17 protein-coding genes are annotated in these 19667 nt (G+C 33.2%); 6 read left to right on the top strand and 11 right to left on the bottom strand.

The features are described from left to right. Nucleotides 1-446: 446 nt before the first annotated feature. The 5 genes from DXU93_RS03710 to DXU93_RS03690 all read right to left on the bottom strand — a co-directional run bounded on the left by DXU93_RS03710 (nucleotide 447) and on the right by DXU93_RS03690 (nucleotide 5166). Nucleotides 447-1388 carry a YihY/virulence factor BrkB family protein gene (locus tag DXU93_RS03710; RefSeq protein ID WP_116879916.1) on the bottom strand — a complete coding sequence of 314 codons (942 nt, stop codon included), beginning with the start codon at nucleotides 1386-1388 and terminating at the stop codon, nucleotides 447-449. Further along, a complete protein-coding gene (locus tag DXU93_RS03705; RefSeq protein ID WP_116879915.1) occupies nucleotides 1375-2310 on the bottom strand; it encodes an ABC transporter ATP-binding protein in 936 nt (311 codons plus the stop codon). The genes DXU93_RS03710 and DXU93_RS03705 overlap by 14 nt, the downstream gene beginning before the upstream one ends. Beyond that, nucleotides 2307-2732, bottom strand: a complete 426-nt coding sequence (locus tag DXU93_RS03700) for a hypothetical protein (RefSeq protein WP_116879914.1) — start codon at nucleotides 2730-2732, stop codon at nucleotides 2307-2309. The genes DXU93_RS03705 and DXU93_RS03700 overlap by 4 nt, the downstream gene beginning before the upstream one ends. Before the next feature lie 704 nt (nucleotides 2733-3436). Next, complete coding sequence (locus DXU93_RS03695) at nucleotides 3437-4393, bottom strand: cytochrome-c peroxidase (protein ID WP_116879913.1); 957 nt, start codon at nucleotides 4391-4393, stop codon at nucleotides 3437-3439. Then, the gene (locus DXU93_RS03690) at nucleotides 4393-5166 is read right to left on the bottom strand and encodes a class I SAM-dependent methyltransferase (RefSeq protein ID WP_116879912.1); all 774 of its coding nucleotides are present in this window, start codon (nucleotides 5164-5166) and stop codon (nucleotides 4393-4395) included. The genes DXU93_RS03695 and DXU93_RS03690 overlap by 1 nt, the downstream gene beginning before the upstream one ends. A gap of 104 nt (nucleotides 5167-5270) precedes the next feature. Here DXU93_RS03690 and DXU93_RS03685 point away from each other — a divergent pair, with 104 nt between their 5' ends. Continuing rightward, complete coding sequence (locus DXU93_RS03685; protein ID WP_116879911.1) at nucleotides 5271-6281, top strand: DUF4421 family protein; 1011 nt, start codon at nucleotides 5271-5273, stop codon at nucleotides 6279-6281. 1 nt (nucleotide 6282) lies between these two features. On the opposite strand, the gene DXU93_RS03680 is transcribed toward DXU93_RS03685, so the two are convergent. The 6 genes from DXU93_RS03680 to DXU93_RS03655 form a co-directional block, all read right to left on the bottom strand. Continuing rightward, entirely contained in the window at nucleotides 6283-7941 is a 1659-nt protein-coding gene (locus tag DXU93_RS03680) for a phytoene desaturase family protein (protein WP_240623415.1), read from the bottom strand. Nucleotides 7942-7950: 9 nt separating this feature from the next. Further along, nucleotides 7951-8820 (bottom strand): LpxL/LpxP family acyltransferase, encoded by an 870-nt coding sequence (locus tag DXU93_RS03675; protein ID WP_116879910.1) that lies wholly within the window; start codon nucleotides 8818-8820, stop codon nucleotides 7951-7953. A gap of 5 nt (nucleotides 8821-8825) precedes the next feature. Continuing rightward, nucleotides 8826-9074 (bottom strand): acyl carrier protein, encoded by a 249-nt coding sequence (locus tag DXU93_RS03670; RefSeq protein WP_116879909.1) that lies wholly within the window; start codon nucleotides 9072-9074, stop codon nucleotides 8826-8828. 10 nt (nucleotides 9075-9084) lie between these two features. Further along, complete coding sequence (locus DXU93_RS03665; protein ID WP_116879908.1) at nucleotides 9085-10308, bottom strand: beta-ketoacyl-[acyl-carrier-protein] synthase family protein; 1224 nt, start codon at nucleotides 10306-10308, stop codon at nucleotides 9085-9087. 5 nt (nucleotides 10309-10313) lie between these two features. Further along, the gene (fabG, locus tag DXU93_RS03660; RefSeq protein WP_116880321.1) at nucleotides 10314-11045 is read right to left on the bottom strand and encodes a 3-oxoacyl-ACP reductase FabG; all 732 of its coding nucleotides are present in this window, start codon (nucleotides 11043-11045) and stop codon (nucleotides 10314-10316) included. Between the two features lie 92 nt (nucleotides 11046-11137). Continuing rightward, on the bottom strand, nucleotides 11138-12655 hold the full coding sequence (locus DXU93_RS03655; RefSeq protein WP_116879907.1) for an HAL/PAL/TAL family ammonia-lyase: 1518 nt from the start codon (nucleotides 12653-12655) through the stop codon (nucleotides 11138-11140). 78 nt (nucleotides 12656-12733) lie between these two features. Between DXU93_RS03655 and DXU93_RS03650 the strand changes: the two genes are divergently transcribed. From DXU93_RS03650 to DXU93_RS03630, 5 genes are read left to right on the top strand one after another with little or no spacing between them, the layout of a single operon-like run. Continuing rightward, nucleotides 12734-13975 carry an NAD(P)/FAD-dependent oxidoreductase gene (locus DXU93_RS03650; protein ID WP_116879906.1) on the top strand — a complete coding sequence of 414 codons (1242 nt, stop codon included), beginning with the start codon at nucleotides 12734-12736 and terminating at the stop codon, nucleotides 13973-13975. Beyond that, on the top strand, nucleotides 13965-14348 hold the full coding sequence (locus DXU93_RS03645; RefSeq protein WP_240623414.1) for a 3-hydroxyacyl-ACP dehydratase: 384 nt from the start codon (nucleotides 13965-13967) through the stop codon (nucleotides 14346-14348). The genes DXU93_RS03650 and DXU93_RS03645 overlap by 11 nt, the downstream gene beginning before the upstream one ends. Before the next feature lie 2 nt (nucleotides 14349-14350). Further along, nucleotides 14351-14836 (top strand): hypothetical protein, encoded by a 486-nt coding sequence (locus DXU93_RS03640; RefSeq protein WP_116879905.1) that lies wholly within the window; start codon nucleotides 14351-14353, stop codon nucleotides 14834-14836. A 4-nt stretch (nucleotides 14837-14840) separates the two neighbouring features. Then, the gene (locus DXU93_RS03635) at nucleotides 14841-16007 is read left to right on the top strand and encodes a DUF2062 domain-containing protein (protein WP_116880319.1); all 1167 of its coding nucleotides are present in this window, start codon (nucleotides 14841-14843) and stop codon (nucleotides 16005-16007) included. Next, nucleotides 16004-19666 carry a 1-acyl-sn-glycerol-3-phosphate acyltransferase gene (locus DXU93_RS03630; RefSeq protein WP_116879904.1) on the top strand — a complete coding sequence of 1221 codons (3663 nt, stop codon included), beginning with the start codon at nucleotides 16004-16006 and terminating at the stop codon, nucleotides 19664-19666. The genes DXU93_RS03635 and DXU93_RS03630 overlap by 4 nt, the downstream gene beginning before the upstream one ends. Nucleotide 19667: the final 1 nt, after the last annotated feature.

The raw sequence follows: 19667 nt of genomic DNA, 5'->3' as shown, positions 1-19667 counted from the left end.
TGGGCCCCACTTGGCTTCATTCTTTCTATAAAATTTATAGTGTTTGAAAACGACGAGAAGAGTTTGAGTTTATAAATTTTAGAAAGTGAAGACAATAGTGGGTAAAAGGTTTTCTAAGCGCTAGCCCTTTTGGTTTTACTTTTTGCGGTGATGGGAAAAAGTAAATAATAAAGATTCAGTCGTGAAACAGAAGATTTCTCAGTCACTATGTTCCATCGAAATGACATTTTTATTAGGATCATATCGTCGCGCGCTGCGCGACGAAGATTCACCCCAAATCGATGTCATTTCAAACAGCATTAAATGCTGGAGAAATCTAAGCATTAGAATTTGAAATATGATAGCTATTCTATATTAAAGAATATAAATGCTTGTCCTTAAAAAGCAAGGCTCGTTAGCAACCTCTCCCTAAATACTCTCCCTAGCAAAGCTAAAGCTTCCACAGCTTACTTCGCTTTAATTGGCATCCCAATCATCCTGGCGTAGACAGAAGTAAATTTCGCTCCGAGGAAAATGATTTGTGAGATGTAGAATATCCAAGTAAGTACAGCTAAAAGTGTTCCTGCAACTCCACTATTGGCAGCAAAGAAATAATTGGCGAGGTAATAGTTGACTCCTAACTGACCTAAATATAAAAGTATGGAGGTAAACAAAGAACCAGCCATGGCGAGTTTCCAACTTACTTTTCCATCGTGGAGGTATTTAAACATAAAAGTAAATACCAAAAAGTTGATGGATAAAATGGAAACGTGTTCGAAAATAGAGAAAACCACTTCTTGAAAGACACTTCCATCTGAAAGTATTCTTGTTCCTACTCCGATTAAAATAGATTGTGCAAAGTAAATAATAATGATAATTGCGCCAAAAACAGCCATTAACCCGAAGGATAATAATCGTTTTACCAACTCCTCTAAAACAACATTATAGCGTTGAATAGGGACAATACCAAAGAAGGTATTCAAACTTTTACTGAGTGAGTTAAACATGGCTGTGGAGATAAAAATCAAGAAGATAATACCTACGATTTGCAAGAAAGGTGTTCCTCCTTTTCCTATTTCCCATTGGTACATTAAATCCGTAAAAAAGGAAACATCACTAATGCCCATGTTGGTTTCCAATAAATCTCCTACAATTGCAATTACGGCATCTTGTCCCATGATTAAGCCGAAAGACGTAATACCAAGGTATAAAATAGGAACCAAAGCAAAAATGGTATAATAGGCTAAAGCCGCACCATGCATAAAACTATCGCCATTAAAAAACTCTTTAAAACTAATTTTAGTGAGTTCCCAAATCTCTGGCCAAGTAAGTCTTCTGCCTCTATTCTTATCCTTTACAACTTGAATATCTTTATGTTCACTTTCGTGATATCTTTTACTTCGTGACATAGATTTCTTTTGTCTTCTTTAATTCTTCGTCGGCATACAAAACAATCGTCTTACCATTTTCTAAACGAAAGTAATTCGCAAAGTAAGTACCTTTAAAACTAGCATTTTTCCATGAAACATCTATTTTTAAAGCCTTTTCATTGGCCATTAAAGTATATTCATTTGGACGAAATAGCACTTGTTTTTTGTTGATATAAACACTATTCAACTCTCCGAAGAATCGACCTTCAAACAAGTTCTTAGGTTTAAAATAGGCTTGATGTGGTGTATAATTAGATTTTATTTCACCATTACTCATTACCATTATTCGGTCTGACCATGAAAGTGCTTCTACTCCATTATGCGTGACCAAAACCACACTCATATTCCTGACTTTAGCCAATTCACGAATATAATCTTCTATTTTTTTATTCAAATGGACATCCAAATGCACAAAGGGTTCATCCAAAAACAAACACTTGGGTTCTTTCGCTAAAGCACAAGCCATGGAAAGTCGTTGCTGTTCACCTCCAGAAATTTCTCTTGACTTCACCTCAGATAAACTTTCTAGTTCAAATATTTCAAGCAATTCATTGGTAAATTCTTTTCGATCTTCATTGTTTAAATGATGCAACTGATTAGAGATATTCTCCCTTACGGAAAAATATTCATCTAATTTAAACAGTTGATTCACCAAAGCAATCTCAGGGTGTCCTGGAATCAGTAAATCTCTCGGATTAGGTAATAATTCATCCTCAAAATAAATTTTGCCACTATTCAAAGGAATTAAACCAGCTAAACATTTGAGTAAGCTTGACTTTCCAGTTCCACTAGGTCCTACGATACTTAAGATTTCACCAGCTTGAAGGGTAAAACTAATATCCTTGAAGACCATTTTTTGATCTATATAAGAAAAGCTAATATTTTCAGCTTTTAAACTCAATCCACCAAGAATTTAGGAAAATCTTGAATCGCAATGTAAATTCCTGGAATTGGATTCGTTAAAGGTTCCATTTCTTCAAGGTAAACACTCAAATTAATTTCATTTTCTGTTTTTTCAACATCAAATTTCATTACCAAAGACTTAGAACATGCCATTTGTGTAACTGAATCATCTTCTCCAATGATGTTAAACAAAACCACATTTTTAATATCTTCAGTAAATGCTTCACCTCCTTTTTCCCCTTGAAGCTGGTAAACTCCTTCTTCAATTACTTCAATGTCTTTAACTTCGTTTGTAAGAGCCAATTCATCTTCCCAATCGTAAAATCGATTATTTTCAGATTCATTTCCATCGTGATGCGCTTCGGCAAATTCAGGAGAAAAATCGTAATTCATTTTATAAAATCGAGCTGTACACTTCATAAATAAAGGATCTTTTAATTGAATAACAAAAATACGTTTAATATTAGTTTTAAGTTCAAGCTTCTACCACTAATTTAATCGAAGTGTTTTGTTCAACAATTGTATCTGCTTTAATTATTAAACCGCTTTATATTAAAAAAAAATCTCTCCGACAATGTCGTTCGAGATGAACTTCTTTGAAGCGAAATCTCTAAATCGGAAAAAAAAGAGAACTATTCTATTAATTGTTGAATGATTTAAATCAAAGAATATGGAAAAGAAAATAGTATTATTTTGTCACGATTTTTATATAAAAATACGCGCCAAAACAGTTTAAACAAACACACGCTATCTGTGGGTTGAAACCCACAGCTAGAGATCATTGTAAACTTATTCATAAATCAATGACCTTAAGCGAATTAAAAAAGTTGATGTAATTTTATGTCGCTACGATGTGAGGTGCAAGGTTTTATTAATGACAATAGTTTTTCTAAAATTAGAAACAGCTAAATATTAATTGAACATAATTCTCCGACAGTATCGTTTGAGATGAATTTTTTTCAAGCGAAACCTCTAAAAATCCGTCATCGTGAAATCGGAACGATGAGAGAACTTTTCAATGAATAGTTGAATGATTTAAATCAAAATAGAAAAGAAAATAGAATTGTTTTGTCAAACACACGCTATCTGTGAAGTTAAAACCTATAGATATAGGCCATTATAGTCTATTTCTTAAATCGATGATCGGTAAGTGAATTTAGGAAGTAAAGTAAATCTTTTCGCTCTTTTTCTGATAAAGAAAACGGTGTAATCAATTCACTTTGATTTGAATGCTTTGCCCCTCCTTTTTCATAATGTTTTACGACTTCTTCCAATGTTTGAAAACTACCATCGTGCATATATGGAGCGGTTATTTCTATATTTCTCAAAGTGGGAACTTTAAATTTCCCTATGTCACTCGAATCACCGGAAATCATATAATATCCTTGGTCTTTATAAATTGAATAAAGTCCATTATTCTCTAGGGCATTATTGGTAAATTGTTTACCTCCGTGACATTGAACACAGTTGAGTTTTTCTGTAAAAATTTCATATCCTCTAACGAGTGCTGAATCTTTAAGACTGTTCCGATTTCTCCAATCGTCAAACGCACTGTTTTCAGCATATAAACTTCTTTGGTAAGCACCCAAAGCACGGGTTAAAACGAAAGGATCAAAATCCCGATCGTATAAAATATGAGCGAGACTGTCGTAATAGGGAATATCTGATAATTTAGGGAAAAGATCGGCTACCAAAACACCCATTTCGTTAGTGTCTTGGAGCGGAACGATGGCTTGTAACTCGAGGGTTTTCACTCCTCCTTCCCACATGAATTTATCTTGATTTTTAACATTCCAAAGCGTAGGAGCATTTCTTTTTCCTGACCTACGGTGAATTCCAATACTGCGTTTTTTACCATCTGTAAACGCACGATTTGGTTGATGACAAGAAGCACACGAAATTGTGTTGTTGTAGGATAATTTTGGATCAAAAAAAAGTTTTTCACCTAATGAAATAAGCTCCTTATTGAAAGTCAAAGAATCGAGAGGTTCAAAGTGATATGTCTCAATAGTTGATTTTTCAGAACAATGAAATAGAAATGGACAAAGCAATAAAATACCAATCCATACTTTTCGTTTCATTATGCTTTTTTACTTACAATATAAAGAATTTCTTTTGGATTCAAGCGGTATCTTTCGATGTCTTTAGCAGGAAATTCCTTAGAAGTATGAAACTCTTCCACTTCGAAACCAGCACGCTTCAACCACTCTGGATAATCTCTTCCAAATAAACGCACATGGTCCTTTTGCCAGAAATGTTTCTCTCTTTCTTCAGGAGAAGTAATTGTTGGGTCTTCGTAAGTAATTTCACGATCAAAATCTTGAGGTACTTGGAATATTCCCCATCCTCCAGGCTTCATCACACGATTCAATTCTTTCATACATTGCATTGCGTCATCAACATGCTCAAGCACGTGATTACAGAAAATGACGTCAAACCTATTTTCTTCTAACGGAATAGAATGTAAATCAAAATGCAATTCTGCCAAAGGAGATTCAAGATCACCTGTAACGTAATTTAAGTTTTTTTGTTTCTTAAATAAGCCGTGGAAACATTGTTCTGGTGCGATATGCAACATTTCCTTCTTGTTTTTGAAAAAATCTGTTTCTTGTTGCAAATACAACCACATTAAACGGTGGCGCTCCAAAGTTAAATCGTAAGGACACAACACATTATCTCTATGTGCGATATCAGAACCATAAGAAAGGAACTTGCTAAAAGAACGCTCACAAACAGGACAAGCCACATTATTTCCTTTGTACAATAAAGGTGCTATTCTCTTAAAAACGTAACTTAAACGAATCAGTAAAGGTCGTGGAAGTTTATTGAGTAAAAACTTGTATAATTTTTTCATATGCTTAAAACAAATTTAATCAAATTTGAGGTTTAATTGATACAAAAATATAAAGTTGAAGCACATAGTGGCAATTTAATTTGAATAACGTAACTTTGAACCCCATGAAAGTGTTGTTTTTCTTTTTCTTGAACATCCTACTTTTAGGCACATTAAAGGCACAAGATAAAGCGTTGCCTTATGTTATGTACCCCAACAATTTGGTAGGCTACACTTCATTAACTATCAACGGAGCACCCATAAAATTAAGTGATGATTTTGGAGGCTTTAATCAACTTAAATTAAAACCCAACCTCAACCTCATTCAAGGAATTGGAATTGCCTATAAATGGCTAACATTAAATATTAGTTACAAATTACCTGGACACATTAAAGATGTTGAAGATTATGGAAAAACCAGTTATTTTAATCTCGGAGCTCAATTCAGCTATAAAAGATGGGATTTTGGTGTAAGTTTTCAAGAATTTAAAGGGTTTGGAATTAAAGATGCCTTAATGATTTCTAATCAACTTCCCGTCACAGAGGAAGGATATTATCTCAACTCAAGTTTAAGGTCACGTGCTTTTGGAGTTAATGCCTATTATTTCAATAATCCAGATATGCGAATGAAACCAGCTGTTGGAATCATTGGACGCTACACCGATTTAGTTCACGGGGCATATTTAAGACTAACTACTAATATTCATTCACTGAGTTCCAGTAATGGAATTATTCCTCACCAATATTTAAATACAGCGGCTTCTATACATCGTGCGAATACAATTTCTGCCTTTGATTTTGGTGCTGTTCCAGGTTATGGATTTGTCAATAACATAGATGGTTGGCAATTTGGTGCTTTTGCTGGAGTTGGGGCAGTTATTCAAGCCAAAAGGTACAAATTCGACAATACAAGTCGTGGCTTTTTAGGCTTAGCTCCACGCGTTGATTTAAAATTGCAATTTGGATATAACGTTGACCAATGGTTTATGATGTTGACTTCTACTTTTGACCAGAAAAACATAAAGTACTCATCTTATAAATACAACCAAACTTACTACAATTTTAGTGTTACTTACGGCTATCGTTTTAGTGGAAATAAAATGAAAAAGCTCTTCGATAAACAAAAAGAAAACTAGTTTATACTTTATCCTTTACTTTCTTTGCTTTGGTTTGTCGCTTGACATGAACCCAATCTGGCCATGTACTTTCATCATCGGCATCGTAAACCCTTAATTTTTGATCTGCTTTAGAAGTTAAAACTTCATCTGGATGAACATTTAAAATATTTGCAGCTGCATTAATTCCCGAAGAAGTTGCTCCTGAAACACCGTGAGAAAGGGTACTTGCACCAGCCAAATAAAGATTTTTAATTTCTGATTTGTTTTTAAAAGCTAAAGGTCCAATATTTCGTAGTGTTTTTTCTGTCCCATAGACGTTGCCGTCAGTACTATTGATATAATATTCGTTGGTTAGTGGTGTACCTAATTCTGCAAATGCTATGCAGTCTTTCACCTCTGGAATAAGTTCTTCAACATTATTAATCAACTTATTTTTAACCTTTTCTTTAAAAGAGCGATATTCTTCGGTCTTGTAATCTTTTAAATGCGCAAAATGTTCAACACAGTCATAATTAACATAGGTTACCACTTCAAAATTATGATGAACACCATTAAAACTTGGTGGGTCCTTTAAGGTCGTACAACTCATAAAAACTGCAGAAAACTTATCCCCTTTTGTTACATCTTCACTTGTTAATTCTGAAAAATGCTGATTCAAATCTTCATCTTCCATAATCCAATAGTTTCCAGAATCAAGTGGTGAATTCGAGAGATCAATTTTAAGTGTCAAGAAAAGTATGAAGGAAGTCACAGAATATTTTGTTCCATTAAGTTTCTTAAGTAGTTTTTTGCTTAAGAATTGTTCTCCAACCAACTTTTTGTAGGTGTTGTGCGGATCGGTATTAGAAATAATACAATTACTTTTAAATACATCACCTTTTTCGGTTTCTACCCCTATTGCTTCATTAGCATCGTTTAATAGAATTTTTTTGACTTTGGTACTCAAAATAATTTCACCACCGTGTTTTTTCACAGCCTTTGTCATACTTTTCACCAATCCGCCGCCACCGCCATGAGGATAAAATCCACCATTCATATAATGTCCCATAACAGAACTGTGAACCGGAAAAGGTGCCTTCTTTGGAGGTAAACCGTGGTCGCCACATTGAATATTTAAAAAAGATTTTAAAAGTGAATCTTTGAGGTGCCAACCAATCACACGTTCAAGAGAGAAAAGTCCAAACTTTCCAACGTGTTTTGTTTTAAAAGGCGCTGTAAGTTTTTCAAAGAATGTTTTAAAAGTAGACATTAGCTGAATTTGATAGTTTACGCGTGCTACCAATCTCACATATTTATCTATCGCTTTATGTTCTTTTGGAAATCGATTTTGAAATGCAGAAATAATGTTTTCAAGTCCGGCAGGAATATCAAATCTTTCACTTCCTAAAATACAATGTTCAAAACCTTTGGGGTTCATTCTAAAAAACACCAAGTCATTAGCGATACCTAGCTTCTTATACATCTCATTCGTGGTTTGACCTTCGTCTAACTGACCAACATAATGTACTCCTGGACTAAATCTATGACTATTTAAACTAAAACTATGACTCCATCCCCCGGGTACTTCATGTTGTTCTATTACAAGCACATTGTAACCATTTTCTCCGAGTGCAATTGCGGTTGATAATCCACCAACACCTGAACCAATTACTACAGCATCATAAGTTTTAATCCCCATATTATATGTTTAATTCCAAAATTGAAAATAGTTAAACCATTGATAAGGATATTTATCCATGATTGTTGAAATACTGTTTACATAAGCATCTAGTAATTTTTTTTCATTGCGATGCTCCACTTCAGCGATACGAGCATATAAATGATAATGTGTGGCACTATCCTTCATCACATATACAAATATAACTGGTACTCTAAGTCTGGAACCAATCTGAAAAGGACCAGCAGGAAACTTTGCTGTTTTACCTAAAAAGTCTTTTTCCATAAATTTACTTCCAGGCATATAGCGATCACCTGTAATACAAATAAATTCATTTTTTGAAAGTGCTTCATTAAACTCAAAAATATGTGACATATCCTCTTTGATAAGAATATATTTCATTCTCGATTTTAATGAGAGATGCTCTAGGTAATCTTTAATCTTTTTCTTTTCAAGATCAGTGGTTACAATATTGGTCATCAGGTGTTCATCAACATCTTCTAAAAAATATTCAGAAATTTCGAAGTTCCCGACATGCCCACTAATCAAAACTGCTCCATTTCCTTCCTCAATTACTTTTTCAATGTTTTCTATACCGTCGAAATCATAGGTAAAACGATCTTTCTTCCCAGAAGAAATCATCAAACGATCTATTAATGTTTGTCCAAAAACATAATAACTTCTGTAAATTCCCACAAAGGATTTAAATGCAGAGAATTTTTGCCTTTTCCTTAAGTAATAATATATGCTTTTACTACTTGACCAGGAAAATAAAAAGTAATACAATGCCACAAAAATGAGAATAAAGTAAGCAAACCTTAACCCCATATTGTGTATAAGAAAAACAAAAATCTTATAACCTAAGAGGTTTCCTTTTGATTTCCCTTCCCATTCTGACATCGATCTTATTTTTCTTGAATTTTACTCTCCAATACACCATAAAAATCTTTAAAAGATTCGATACTTTTAAAATCCTCTTCACCGAGTTTTACCCCACTGATCGATTCTATGGCAACGACAAGGTCAACATAATCCAAACTATCTAGGTCAAGAGTTTCTCTTAGGTTAGCTTCTGGCGTTATCGTTTCCGCCTCTACTTCAAACTCATCTACAAGCACTTCGTTAACTTGTTCGATTATTTCGTTCATCTTCATTTTACTCTTATTATTTAATTTTTTTTAAAACTAGTGCCGAATTAGTTCCTCCAAACCCGAAAGAGTTCGACAAATAGGTATCAAATTTTTTATGTACTGTGTTTTTAACTATATTCACCCCATTCGTTTTTTCGTCTCCTTCTTCAAAATTAATATTTGGAGCAATAAAATCGTTTTGCATCATTAATGTTGAATAGATGATTTCACTTGCCCCTGCCATCCAACATTCGTGTCCAGTCATAGACTTAGTTGAACTCACATAAGGACCGTTTTCACCAAAAACATCAATGATAGCTTGAGCTTCATTCGCATCTCCAATCGGTGTAGATGTAGCATGAGCATTAATGTATTCAATCTCTTCTGGGCTAACTCCTGCTTGGTTTAATGCTTTTCGCATAGCTGTAGCTGGTCCAACAATATTTGGTGTAGAAATATGTCCACCATTTGAAGAAAAACCATAACCTAGAATTTCGGCGATAATTGGTGCTCCTCTTTTTACAGCAGATTCATAACTTTCTATAATCAAGGTTGCTCCACCTCCACTTGGAATTAAACCACTCCTATTTTTATCAAAAGGTTTACATGCTTCGGCTGGATTATGATCATCAGATGCAAAAACTCCTAGCGCATCAAAACTACCCATTGCGTACTTATTCACCTCTTGGGCACCACCAGAAATCACTATATCTTGTAGGCCGTTCTTAATCATTAAATAAGCCAAACCTATTGCGTGAGAACCACTCGCACAAGCTGCGCTTATTGTCATATTTACCCCTCTCATTTTGAAAATCGTCGACAAATTCATCGAAACTGTTGAATTCATCGATTTAAAAATTGCACCTGATCCAATTAATGCTGTATCTCTTTTTTCACGCATTATATCAGTTGCTTCAATTATAGATTTTGACACGCTGTCATTTCCATAAATCAAGCCAACTTCATTTTCATCAAAAAAGGCATCAGTAATCTTAGCATTTTTAAGGGCTTCTATGGTTGCCATATATGCGTATTCACTTTCTTCGCCCATACTAATACGCTGCCTTCTTTTCAACAGTTTTTTCAGTTCAGGTCTTTCAATTTTACCTGTTAATGCAGATTGAAACCCAAATTCCTTTCTTTCAGGGTCAAATACAATTCCAGACTTTCCATTTTGTAGAGATTGGGTTACTTCCTCAAGATTGTTTCCAATACATGAATGTATTCCCATTCCAGTGATTACGACGCGATTATCCATAGTTTTTAAGAATAAATTCCACCATTAATATTGATAACTTCTCCTGTAATATACGATGCTTTTTTGGAAGTTAAGAATGCCACTAAATCAGCAACTTCTCTAGCTTCACCAAAACGATTCGCAGGAACAAGTTTAGCCATTTCCTTTTCATTAATTTCTTCAGTCATATCTGTTTTAATGAATCCAGGAGCTACGGCATTTACCGTAATATTTCTTTTGGCCACCTCTTGTCCTAAAGCCTTTGTTGCAGCAACAACAGCTCCTTTAGCAGCAGAGTAATTAACCTGACCAGCAGTTCCTTTAACTCCTGAAACAGATACCATATTGACAATTCTACCGTACCTTTTACGCAACATTTTTTGAATTACAAATTGACTCAAATTGTAAAAACCATTTAGGCTTGTATTCACAACGCTAGACCAATCTTCTTCTTTCATCCACATGAACAATCCATCTTTTGTGATTCCTGCGTTATTCACCAAAACTTCTATCCATGCATCAGGATTTCTTTCTTGCCATGCGTTCAAAGAGTCATCTACCGCTTTTTTATCAGCTACATCAAAAGCCATTATTTCTGCTTGATTTCCATGCGCTTCAACTAGCTTTTTAGTTTCTAAAGCAGCCTCCTTATTTGAAGAATAATTTATTATAATTCCGTAATCAGTATTTTCAGCCAATACTTCACATACTGCACGACCAATTCCTCTTGAGCCACCTGTTATTAATGCGTATTTCAATGCCATTCTGTATTTATTGTAAAATGATACTTCTTCTAATTTAGTAATAAAATCAGATATAAAAATATATATTCTGTCTATTGATATTTATTCTATGATTTCAGGTAATTTACTGTATTCTCAATAATCGGATATATCGGATTGTCTTCAATAATTTCAGGCATAAACTCCTTTAAATCTTCCATAATATTCCTACTATTAGAAGAAAGCTTGTCTTCAATTTTGAGATGTTTAATCGCTTGATATATGGCAATCAATTCAATCGCCATTACTTCAAAAGCATTGTTAATGGTTTTCGATGCCATTTGTGCAGCATTGGTCCCCATACTCACAATGTCTTGATTGTCATTATTACATGGAATAGAGTGAACATACATTGATGTTGATAAAGCTTGGTTTTCGGCAGTTGTAGAAGTTGCAGTAAATTGCGCTCCTTGAACACCATAGTTTAACCCTAAAACCCCTCTATTCACAAATGGAGGTAAAATTTCATTGATTTTAGCATTTAATAAATAGTTCAATTGACGATCTGCTAACATTGTCAATCTTGTTACCACCAATTTCAATTTATCCATTTCAAGTGAGACATAATCACCATGAAAGTTTCCACCGTGAAAAACTTGCCCTAAATCACTATTAATAATCGGGTTATCATTGGCAGAATTAAGTTCAGACTCAAGCACATTCCCTACATTTTTGATTGTTTCATAAACAGGTCCTAAAATCTGTGGAATACAACGAATGGAATAATACTCTTGTACCTTTTCTTTAAAAATTTCTTCTTTATTTTCTCCGGTATATAAGTGCTGCTCTCTTTTTTTTGTAAGCTGACTATCTTTCAATAGTTCACGCATATTTTCAGCAACCTTATTTTGTCCATCATGCATTTTTGCCCCATTTAAAGGAACTGAAAAATGATCATCATAGGCTTCAACCAATTCATTAATCATTGCAGAACAATTCATTGACCATTTCAACAACTTAGTTGCATTGTGATGATTTAGCAATCCTATTCCTGTCATTACAGAAGTACCATTCATTAATGCCAAACCTTCTCTTAATGTCACTTCAATAGGAGAAATATTCAATTTATCAAAAACTTCTTTTGTCGCCTGTCTTTCACCTTTGTATATCACCTCACCTTCACCAATCAACACGAGTGCAACATGAGCAAGTTGAACTAAATCGCCACTTGCACCAACACCACCATGCTCAAAAACTACTGGATAAACTTCTTTGTTGATCAAATCCGTCAAGGTATTGATTACACTTGGATGAACACCTGACTTGGATTGACTTAAAGAGTTTAGTCGTGCAATCATTGCTGCACGAACATGATTTACGGGTATAGGCTGTCCCGCTCCAGAAGCATGACTTCTAATTAAGTTATATTGTAGTTTGATTCTTTTCTCGTCAGAAACCCTATATTGAGCCATAGGACCAAATCCAGTATTCACTCCGTAAATTACTTTATCATCCGCAAATTCTTTAAGAAAATCATGATTCTTTTCGACCCTTTCAATTAGATCTTTATGGAGTTCAAGTGGTGTTTTGTTTTCAACAAGAAGAATAAAATCTTTATTCTTCAAAAGTTTGTTTAAGACGATCATTTAGATATTTTTGTTCATAGTATATAGTATAACACTTATATATATATGCAAATATAAAAATGTTTTTATTTTATCAATATGAAAAAAGTAGATGTTGATGTACTTGTTATTGGTGCTGGTCCATCAGGAATTGTTTCCTCTACCTATTTAAATAATCAAGACGTTGACGTTTTAGTTGTTGAAAAAGCCAAGTTTCCGAGGCCAGTAATTGGCGAAAGCTTCATTCCAAGAGTAATGGATCATTTCGACGAAGTCGGTTTAATCCCTGCAATTGAAGAGGCTGGTTTTGAAAAAAAATGGGGAGCTCGATTTATTGATAAAGAAAAAGTTTGTGTATTTGATTTTAGCGATAAATTTGGAGAAGGCTGGAATTGGACCTACCAAGTTCCTCGGGCCGATTTTGATCTTGTTATTGCTAATGAAGCTCAAAAAAAAGGAGTAAATATAGAATTTGAATCAGAAGTAACAGCCGTTAAATTTGAAAATGATAATTCGTTGGTAACCATTAAAGATAAAGATGGAAACGCTCGAGAGATAACTGCAAAACACATTATTGATTCTAGTGGATTTGGAAGAGTTTTACCTAAATTACTCGATCTTGACGCACCTGCATCAGTATCGGGAAATTCGTCTATTTTTACACATACAAAAGACATCAATCGTCCAAATGGACAAGAAGGAACACTGATTACTTTTGATATTTTAGAAACAGAAGTTTGGCTATGGGTCATACCTTTTTCAAATGGTGTAACCAGTATTGGTGTTGTTGGACCAACAGAATATATTGAAAACCTTTCGTCAGAAGGAGATGCCGAAGAAGCTATTCGTAAAGCGATTTCCTTATCAGACTTCTATAGAAAGAGATTTGAACATAATTCATTTTTATTTAAACCCGTATTTTTAAAAAACTATTCCTGTTCTGTGAGTAAACTCTATGGTAAAGGCTTTGTGCTAACTGGGAACAGCTCTAGTTTTCTCGATCCAGTATTTTCATCTGGTGTTGCATTTGCTACAGAATCCGGTATATTAGCGGCAAAATTAATTACACGCCAATTAAATGGTGAACATGTAGATTGGGAAAAAGAATACGCAGAATATATCGAGAAAGGGGTCGAAGTTTTCTCTACCTACGTAAAAGAATGGTACACAGGAAATTTACAAAAAATATTCTTCCATGAACCTGCTAATCTAGATGTTAAGAGAAAAATATGTGCAGTATTGGCAGGATATGTGTGGAATGAAGAGAATCCATTTGTTAGAAAACATCATCGTGTATTAAGTAATATGGCTTATACTTTAGATTTAGAAAATGAAAAATAATATGTTATTAAAGGGGTTTTATACCATTAAAGAAATAGTAAAAGTCAGTGAAAAGGAGTACAATGCCTTTATCCACTTAAATAAAGATCATGAAATCTTCTTAGGTCATTTCCCTGGGAATCCAGTGGTTCCAGGTGTATGCATGGTGCAAGTTTTGAAAGAATTAACTTCCGAAATCACAGCTAAAAAACTGATCATGAATACTTCGAATAATATTAAATTCATGTCATTAATAAACCCCAACACAAGTCCTGAGATCAAATTATCAATTACTTTAAATACAGATAATGAAGATATTATAAAAGTGAAAAACATTTGCTATATTGAGGATAAAATTGCACTTAAAATGAGTGTAAAATATTCAATCTTATAAATATGAAAGCAATACTTTTGACATTGGTGCTTACCTTGTTTTCTAGCGTGAACCAGTTAGATACATTGCGAAATGCATTTCGAAAAGCCGAAAGCGATAAAGAAAGCGCCGTATACTTTAATGAAGTAGCGACCAAAAGTGATACTATTCAAGCGAATTTACAATCTGCATATATAGGTGCTTCGGAGATCATGTTGTCAAAATATCATGATTCACCAATTGATAAATTAAAACAATTTAAAAAGGGAGTTAAAATTCTAGAAGAAGCTGTTAAGGATTCACCTTCTAACATTGAAATTAGACTTATACGCGTAATCATACAATCAAACATACCTTCATTTTTGACTTATTCTGATGCGATAGCCTCCGACAAAAAATTTATCTTAGAAAGTTATATGTCATCGGAAAGTGATGTCAAACAGTTCATAAAAACCGTAGCTAAAGAAACAAGTGTCTTCAACGAAGATGAACTTAAAAAACTTCAGTAGTTCAATGGAATCAACAGTTTCAACCACATTATCACATTGTGTTATTATTCCGACTTATAATAATATCAAAACTTTAAAGAGAGTTATTGATGGTGTATTGACTAAGGTTGACGAAAAAGACATCATAATTGTAAATGATGGTTCTACTGATGGCACATCAAAAGTGCTCAAAGCATTTGAAGGAATCAATTTAATTGAATTCCCTAAAAATATAGGCAAGGGATATGCATTAAGGCAAGGATTTAAAAAAGCAATAGCTTTAGGATATACCCATGCCATTACCATAGATTCAGATGGACAACATTTTCCAGAAGATATTCCTATTTTACTTTCTGCCTCCAAAAAAGAACCCACGGCTTTATTTATCGGTTCCCGTAATATGAAACAGGAAGGTGTGCCTGCAAAAAGTAGTTTTGGAAATAAATTTTCCAATTTTTGGTTTTGGTTTGAAACTGGAAAGAAGCTTGAAGACACACAGTCTGGTTTCCGCCTCTACCCTATTCATATTATGCCTAAACGATGGTTTACAAAGAAGTTTGAATTCGAAATTGAATGTATCGTAAGATCCGCTTGGAAAGGTATAGAAGTAAAAAACATACCTGTTCAAATTAAATATGATGAAAATGAAAGGGTAAGTCATTTTAGACCATTCAAAGATTTTACCCGTATAAGCATTTTAAACACTGTATTAGTGATATTTACTTTGCTATATTATCTTCCAAAATCATTTTTTAATTCATTCAAAAAAAAAAGTCTACGCAACTTTATTAAAGAAGACATTTTAGGAAGTGGAGATAGTCCGAAAGTCAAATCTTTATCACTTGCATTAGGCGTATTTATTGGGATCATTCCAATTTGGGGGGTTCAAACTGTAGCTGTATTATTTTTGGCTGTGTCATTTAAGCTAAACAAACTATTAGCTTTTGCGGCTTCAAATGTTAGTATTCCTCCGATGATTCCAATTATTGTCATTTCCTCTTTATACCTGGGAGGACTTTTTACCAATCACAATATTGACCAAGAAGAATATAGTAATGTCGTAGATTTTAAAAACCACCTTATAGAATATCTTCTTGGAAGTTTTGTTTTGGCTACAACCGCTGCTATCCTCGTTGGAACTATTAGTTATTTTATACTTATTTCAATTCAAAGAAAAAGGGGAAACAAATGATCAATTATCTAATCAAAACCTATAAATCAATACAAAAGAATAGCCTTCTTTTTGTTACGCTATTGATTCTATTTTTGTCGAGTTGCTTCTTCTTTGCATTACGCATAAATTTCAGTGAAGATATCACCCAAATCCTTCCAAAAGGAGAGCAAAACAATAAAACTTCAAAAGTACTTCAACAACTTAATTTTGCTGATAAAATAACAGTAATGGTGAAGTCTACAACCTCTAGTTCACTTGATAAAGCAGCAGAAGTTGCCGAACTATTTCTAGACACAATAAAACGAGACTCCATTTATTATTCAGAAGTTCAGGGAAAGGTAGACATGAATCAAATTGATCAAACTTTTTCCTTCGTTCATCAAAACTTGCCTTACTTTTTAAACCGAGAAGACTATAAAAAGCTATCAAAAAAAATAGAGAAAGATGAAATTGATAAGCAAATTAAAAATAGTTATAAGACCTTAATTTCACCTACAGGAATCGTTGCTCGAGAATTTATTTTAAATGATCCTCTTGGCTTTACATCATTAGGACTTAACAAATTGAAATCTATAGGTGTTTCAAAAGACTTCATTATAAACAATGGATTTTTAAGTTCAAATGATAGTTCAACGATCATGTTGTTTATTACTCCCAATTTCTCAGGGACTGACACAAAAAAAAGTGAGGTATTTGTAGATCACCTTTATGCTTATCAAAAAAGTTTAAATGAACAATACAAAGGAGCAATAGAAATCAGTTATTTTGGTTCACCTTTTATAGCATTAGCAAATGCTAGACAAATTAAATCAGATATTCAAAGTACAGTACTTTTTTCCTTAAGCATACTATTCCTTATTCTTATTCTATTCTATCGTCGAATTTTAATACCGATTACTCTGTTTGTTCCAGTAATTTGTGGTGGATTATTTGCTTTGGCAATAGTCTCTTTAACAACTGAGGCTATATCTGCAATCTCTATTAGTATTGGAGCCGTATTATTGGGTATTACCATTGATTATTCGCTACACATTGCAACACATTATCGAGAAAAATCAGATATAGCATCTGTATACAAAAGCGTTACTAAACCCATTTTAACCAGTAGCATAACTACATCAATAGCTTTTTTATGCCTAACTTTTGTAAATTCTAAAGTACTTCAGGATTTAGGGATTTTTGCTTCGATTAGTATAGTTTCTACTGCCATCTTTGCGTTATTAATTATTCCACATTTATACAAGCCAAAACAAAGACCCAATGTCACTATTATTGATAATTTAGCTGAACACAAATTTCATAAAAACAAAGTACTATTATCAATTGCAATCATTGCAATACTTTTTGGGATATTCTCCTATGACAAAGTGGAGTTCAATAACAATATTGCCGATTTAAATTTTGTTCCTGATGAAATGCAAGCCTCAGAAAAGCAATTAGAATCACTAGGAAGTATTGGTGCTAAAAGCATTTATGTTACTGCATATTCTGACACATTAGAATCAGTTTTAAACAGGAATAATCAATTAGAAGAAAAACTCCACCAGTTAGAAAAGGAAGGAGTTATAGAAGATTATACTTCGATAGGTGAATTCGTATTATCCAAAGAAAAACAAAAGGAAAAACTTAGATTATGGAATCATTTCTGGAATGACCAAAAAATTGATTCAACCATCAAATATGTCAATTTAGCTGCAAAAAAATTGGGATTTAAAGAAGACGCTTTTAGTCAAGTTGATACAATGCTAAATAAAAAATATCAACACATTCATTTAAGAGATTACCAAGAAATAAAGACCTTATTTTTAGACGAGTTTTATTCAGAGAAAAATGAATTTAAGACCTTATCGACTATTGTTAAAACAGACTCTATTTCCAGAGCAAATGTACTTCAAACTTTAGCCAAAGAAGAAAACATTGTGGTGATCGATCGAAAACACCTTAATGAACAATTTTTAGGGGAAATTAAAGATGATTTTAAACGATTGATGAATTATTCATTTATTGCTGTTTTTATAATATTACTTTTCTTTTTTAGACGTATTGAATTGGCGTTAGTAAGTATAATTCCTATAGTTCTAACGGGTATTGCAACGACAACATTTATATATTTATTTGGGCTAGAATTAAACATATTCAGTACCATTGTTACCACCTTAATTTTAGGTTTGGGAATTGATTTTAGTATATTCATGACTACCGGTCTACAAAATAAATATACCAATGGTCAAAATAATTTAAAAACCTACCGAATTTCAATCTTATTGGCGGTACTCACAACTGTTTTATCGATTGGTGTACTCATTTTTGCTAAGCATCCAGCATTAAAATCTATTTCTTTAATCTCTTTGTTCGGAATCATTTCAGCAATGTTGATTACCTTCTCTATTTATCCAATAATATTCAGTTTTATATTTGAATCGAGACCAAAGCAGGGTAAATCTCCCGTTTCTCTGCGTCTTTTTATTTCTGCAGTTTTATCCCATCTATATTATGGTTTGGGAGGATTGTTATTTTCTTTAATTGGTATTGTTTTTATAAAGTTACTTCCCTTCAATATGGAGTTTAAGCAAAGGCTTTTTAGAAAGAAAATTTCGCGATTACTCAAGTCAGTAATGTACACCAATTATGGTTTAAAAAACATGGTTTATAATCCACATCACGAAGCGTTTGACAAGCCTGCAATAATCCTTCCTAATCACACCTCTTTTTTAGATACATTGAGCATTGGATTTATAAACACTCCATTTATCTTCTTTGTAAACAATTGGGTGTATAACTCTCCAATATTTGGTAAAGCGGTTCAATTAGCGGGGTATTTTCCTATTACAAAAGGATTAGAATCAAATGAGGAAGAATTGATTGAAATGGTGCGTAAAGGAAATTCATTGGTTATATTTCCTGAAGGTACTAGATCTCTCACCAATGATATCAATAGATTTCATAAAGGTGCATTTCTTTTGGCTCAAAAATATGACTTAGACATTGTTCCTCTTTATATTCATGGAAATGCTGACTTACTTCCGAAAGGAGATTTTATCATTTTTGATGGTAAACATACCATAGAGATTGGAGAACGAATTTCAGTAAATCAAGAATATAAAAACCTTACTTTAAGGGAACTCACAAAAACGATCAGTAAAAAGTTTAAATCCAAATTTAAAACTATCCGTTATAAATTAGAAGATGAAGATTATTTTGCACAAAAAGTGAAGTTAAGCTTTCTCTATAAAAGAAATGAAATTGTAAAAAAGGCAAAACTTGAGTTTGAACTCAACAAAAAAACATATCACCAAGTCAATCCACATATAAAACCGGATGCAAAAATTCTTCGTATAGGAGATGATTTAGGAATTTGGGATATCATGCTCACGCTTCAAGAAGCCAAAAGAAAAGTATTTACTTTTATTGAAAATATAGAAAACCAACAAATTGCCGAACAAAACTACTTGATAAACAAAAGAAAAATCAATTATAATAGAGATCCACATTCAGCATATGAAACACTATTGATAACCACAAATGTGAATTCTGAAAAAATTGAAGCACTATTGAATAAACATGAGTTTGAACAAGTTATTATTGTTTCATCTTCAATTTACCAAACGGATTTGCTTAAATTTGGTTTTCAATTAGAAATCGAAGAAAATAATTATTCTATTTTAAAAAAAATATAGC

Source organism: Brumimicrobium aurantiacum, assembly GCF_003402975.1.
Classification (GTDB): Bacteria; Bacteroidota; Bacteroidia; order Flavobacteriales_D; family Crocinitomicaceae; genus Brumimicrobium; species Brumimicrobium aurantiacum.
This window is presented reverse-complemented; position numbering and strand designations above follow the sequence as displayed.

Excerpts from the sequence above, each read along its gene's own strand:
- DXU93_RS03710 (WP_116879916.1), bottom strand. The coding sequence starts at position 1,388 with ATGTCACGAAGTAAAAGATATCACGAAAGTGAACATAAAGATATTCAA.
- DXU93_RS03700 (WP_116879914.1), bottom strand. The coding sequence starts at position 2,732 with ATGAAGTGTACAGCTCGATTTTATAAAATGAATTACGATTTTTCTCCT.
- DXU93_RS03695 (WP_116879913.1), bottom strand. The coding sequence starts at position 4,393 with ATGAAACGAAAAGTATGGATTGGTATTTTATTGCTTTGTCCATTTCTA.
- DXU93_RS03690 (WP_116879912.1), bottom strand. The coding sequence starts at position 5,166 with ATGAAAAAATTATACAAGTTTTTACTCAATAAACTTCCACGACCTTTA.
- DXU93_RS03685 (WP_116879911.1), top strand. The coding sequence starts at position 5,271 with ATGAAAGTGTTGTTTTTCTTTTTCTTGAACATCCTACTTTTAGGCACA.
- DXU93_RS03680 (WP_240623415.1), bottom strand. The coding sequence starts at position 7,941 with ATGGGGATTAAAACTTATGATGCTGTAGTAATTGGTTCAGGTGTTGGT.
- DXU93_RS03675 (WP_116879910.1), bottom strand. The coding sequence starts at position 8,820 with ATGTCAGAATGGGAAGGGAAATCAAAAGGAAACCTCTTAGGTTATAAG.
- DXU93_RS03670 (WP_116879909.1), bottom strand. The coding sequence starts at position 9,074 with ATGAAGATGAACGAAATAATCGAACAAGTTAACGAAGTGCTTGTAGAT.
- DXU93_RS03665 (WP_116879908.1), bottom strand. The coding sequence starts at position 10,308 with ATGGATAATCGCGTCGTAATCACTGGAATGGGAATACATTCATGTATT.
- DXU93_RS03655 (WP_116879907.1), bottom strand. The coding sequence starts at position 12,655 with ATGATCGTCTTAAACAAACTTTTGAAGAATAAAGATTTTATTCTTCTT.
- DXU93_RS03650 (WP_116879906.1), top strand. The coding sequence starts at position 12,734 with ATGAAAAAAGTAGATGTTGATGTACTTGTTATTGGTGCTGGTCCATCA.
- DXU93_RS03645 (WP_240623414.1), top strand. The coding sequence starts at position 13,965 with ATGAAAAATAATATGTTATTAAAGGGGTTTTATACCATTAAAGAAATA.
- DXU93_RS03640 (WP_116879905.1), top strand. The coding sequence starts at position 14,351 with ATGAAAGCAATACTTTTGACATTGGTGCTTACCTTGTTTTCTAGCGTG.
- DXU93_RS03635 (WP_116880319.1), top strand. The coding sequence starts at position 14,841 with ATGGAATCAACAGTTTCAACCACATTATCACATTGTGTTATTATTCCG.
- DXU93_RS03630 (WP_116879904.1), top strand. The coding sequence starts at position 16,004 with ATGATCAATTATCTAATCAAAACCTATAAATCAATACAAAAGAATAGC.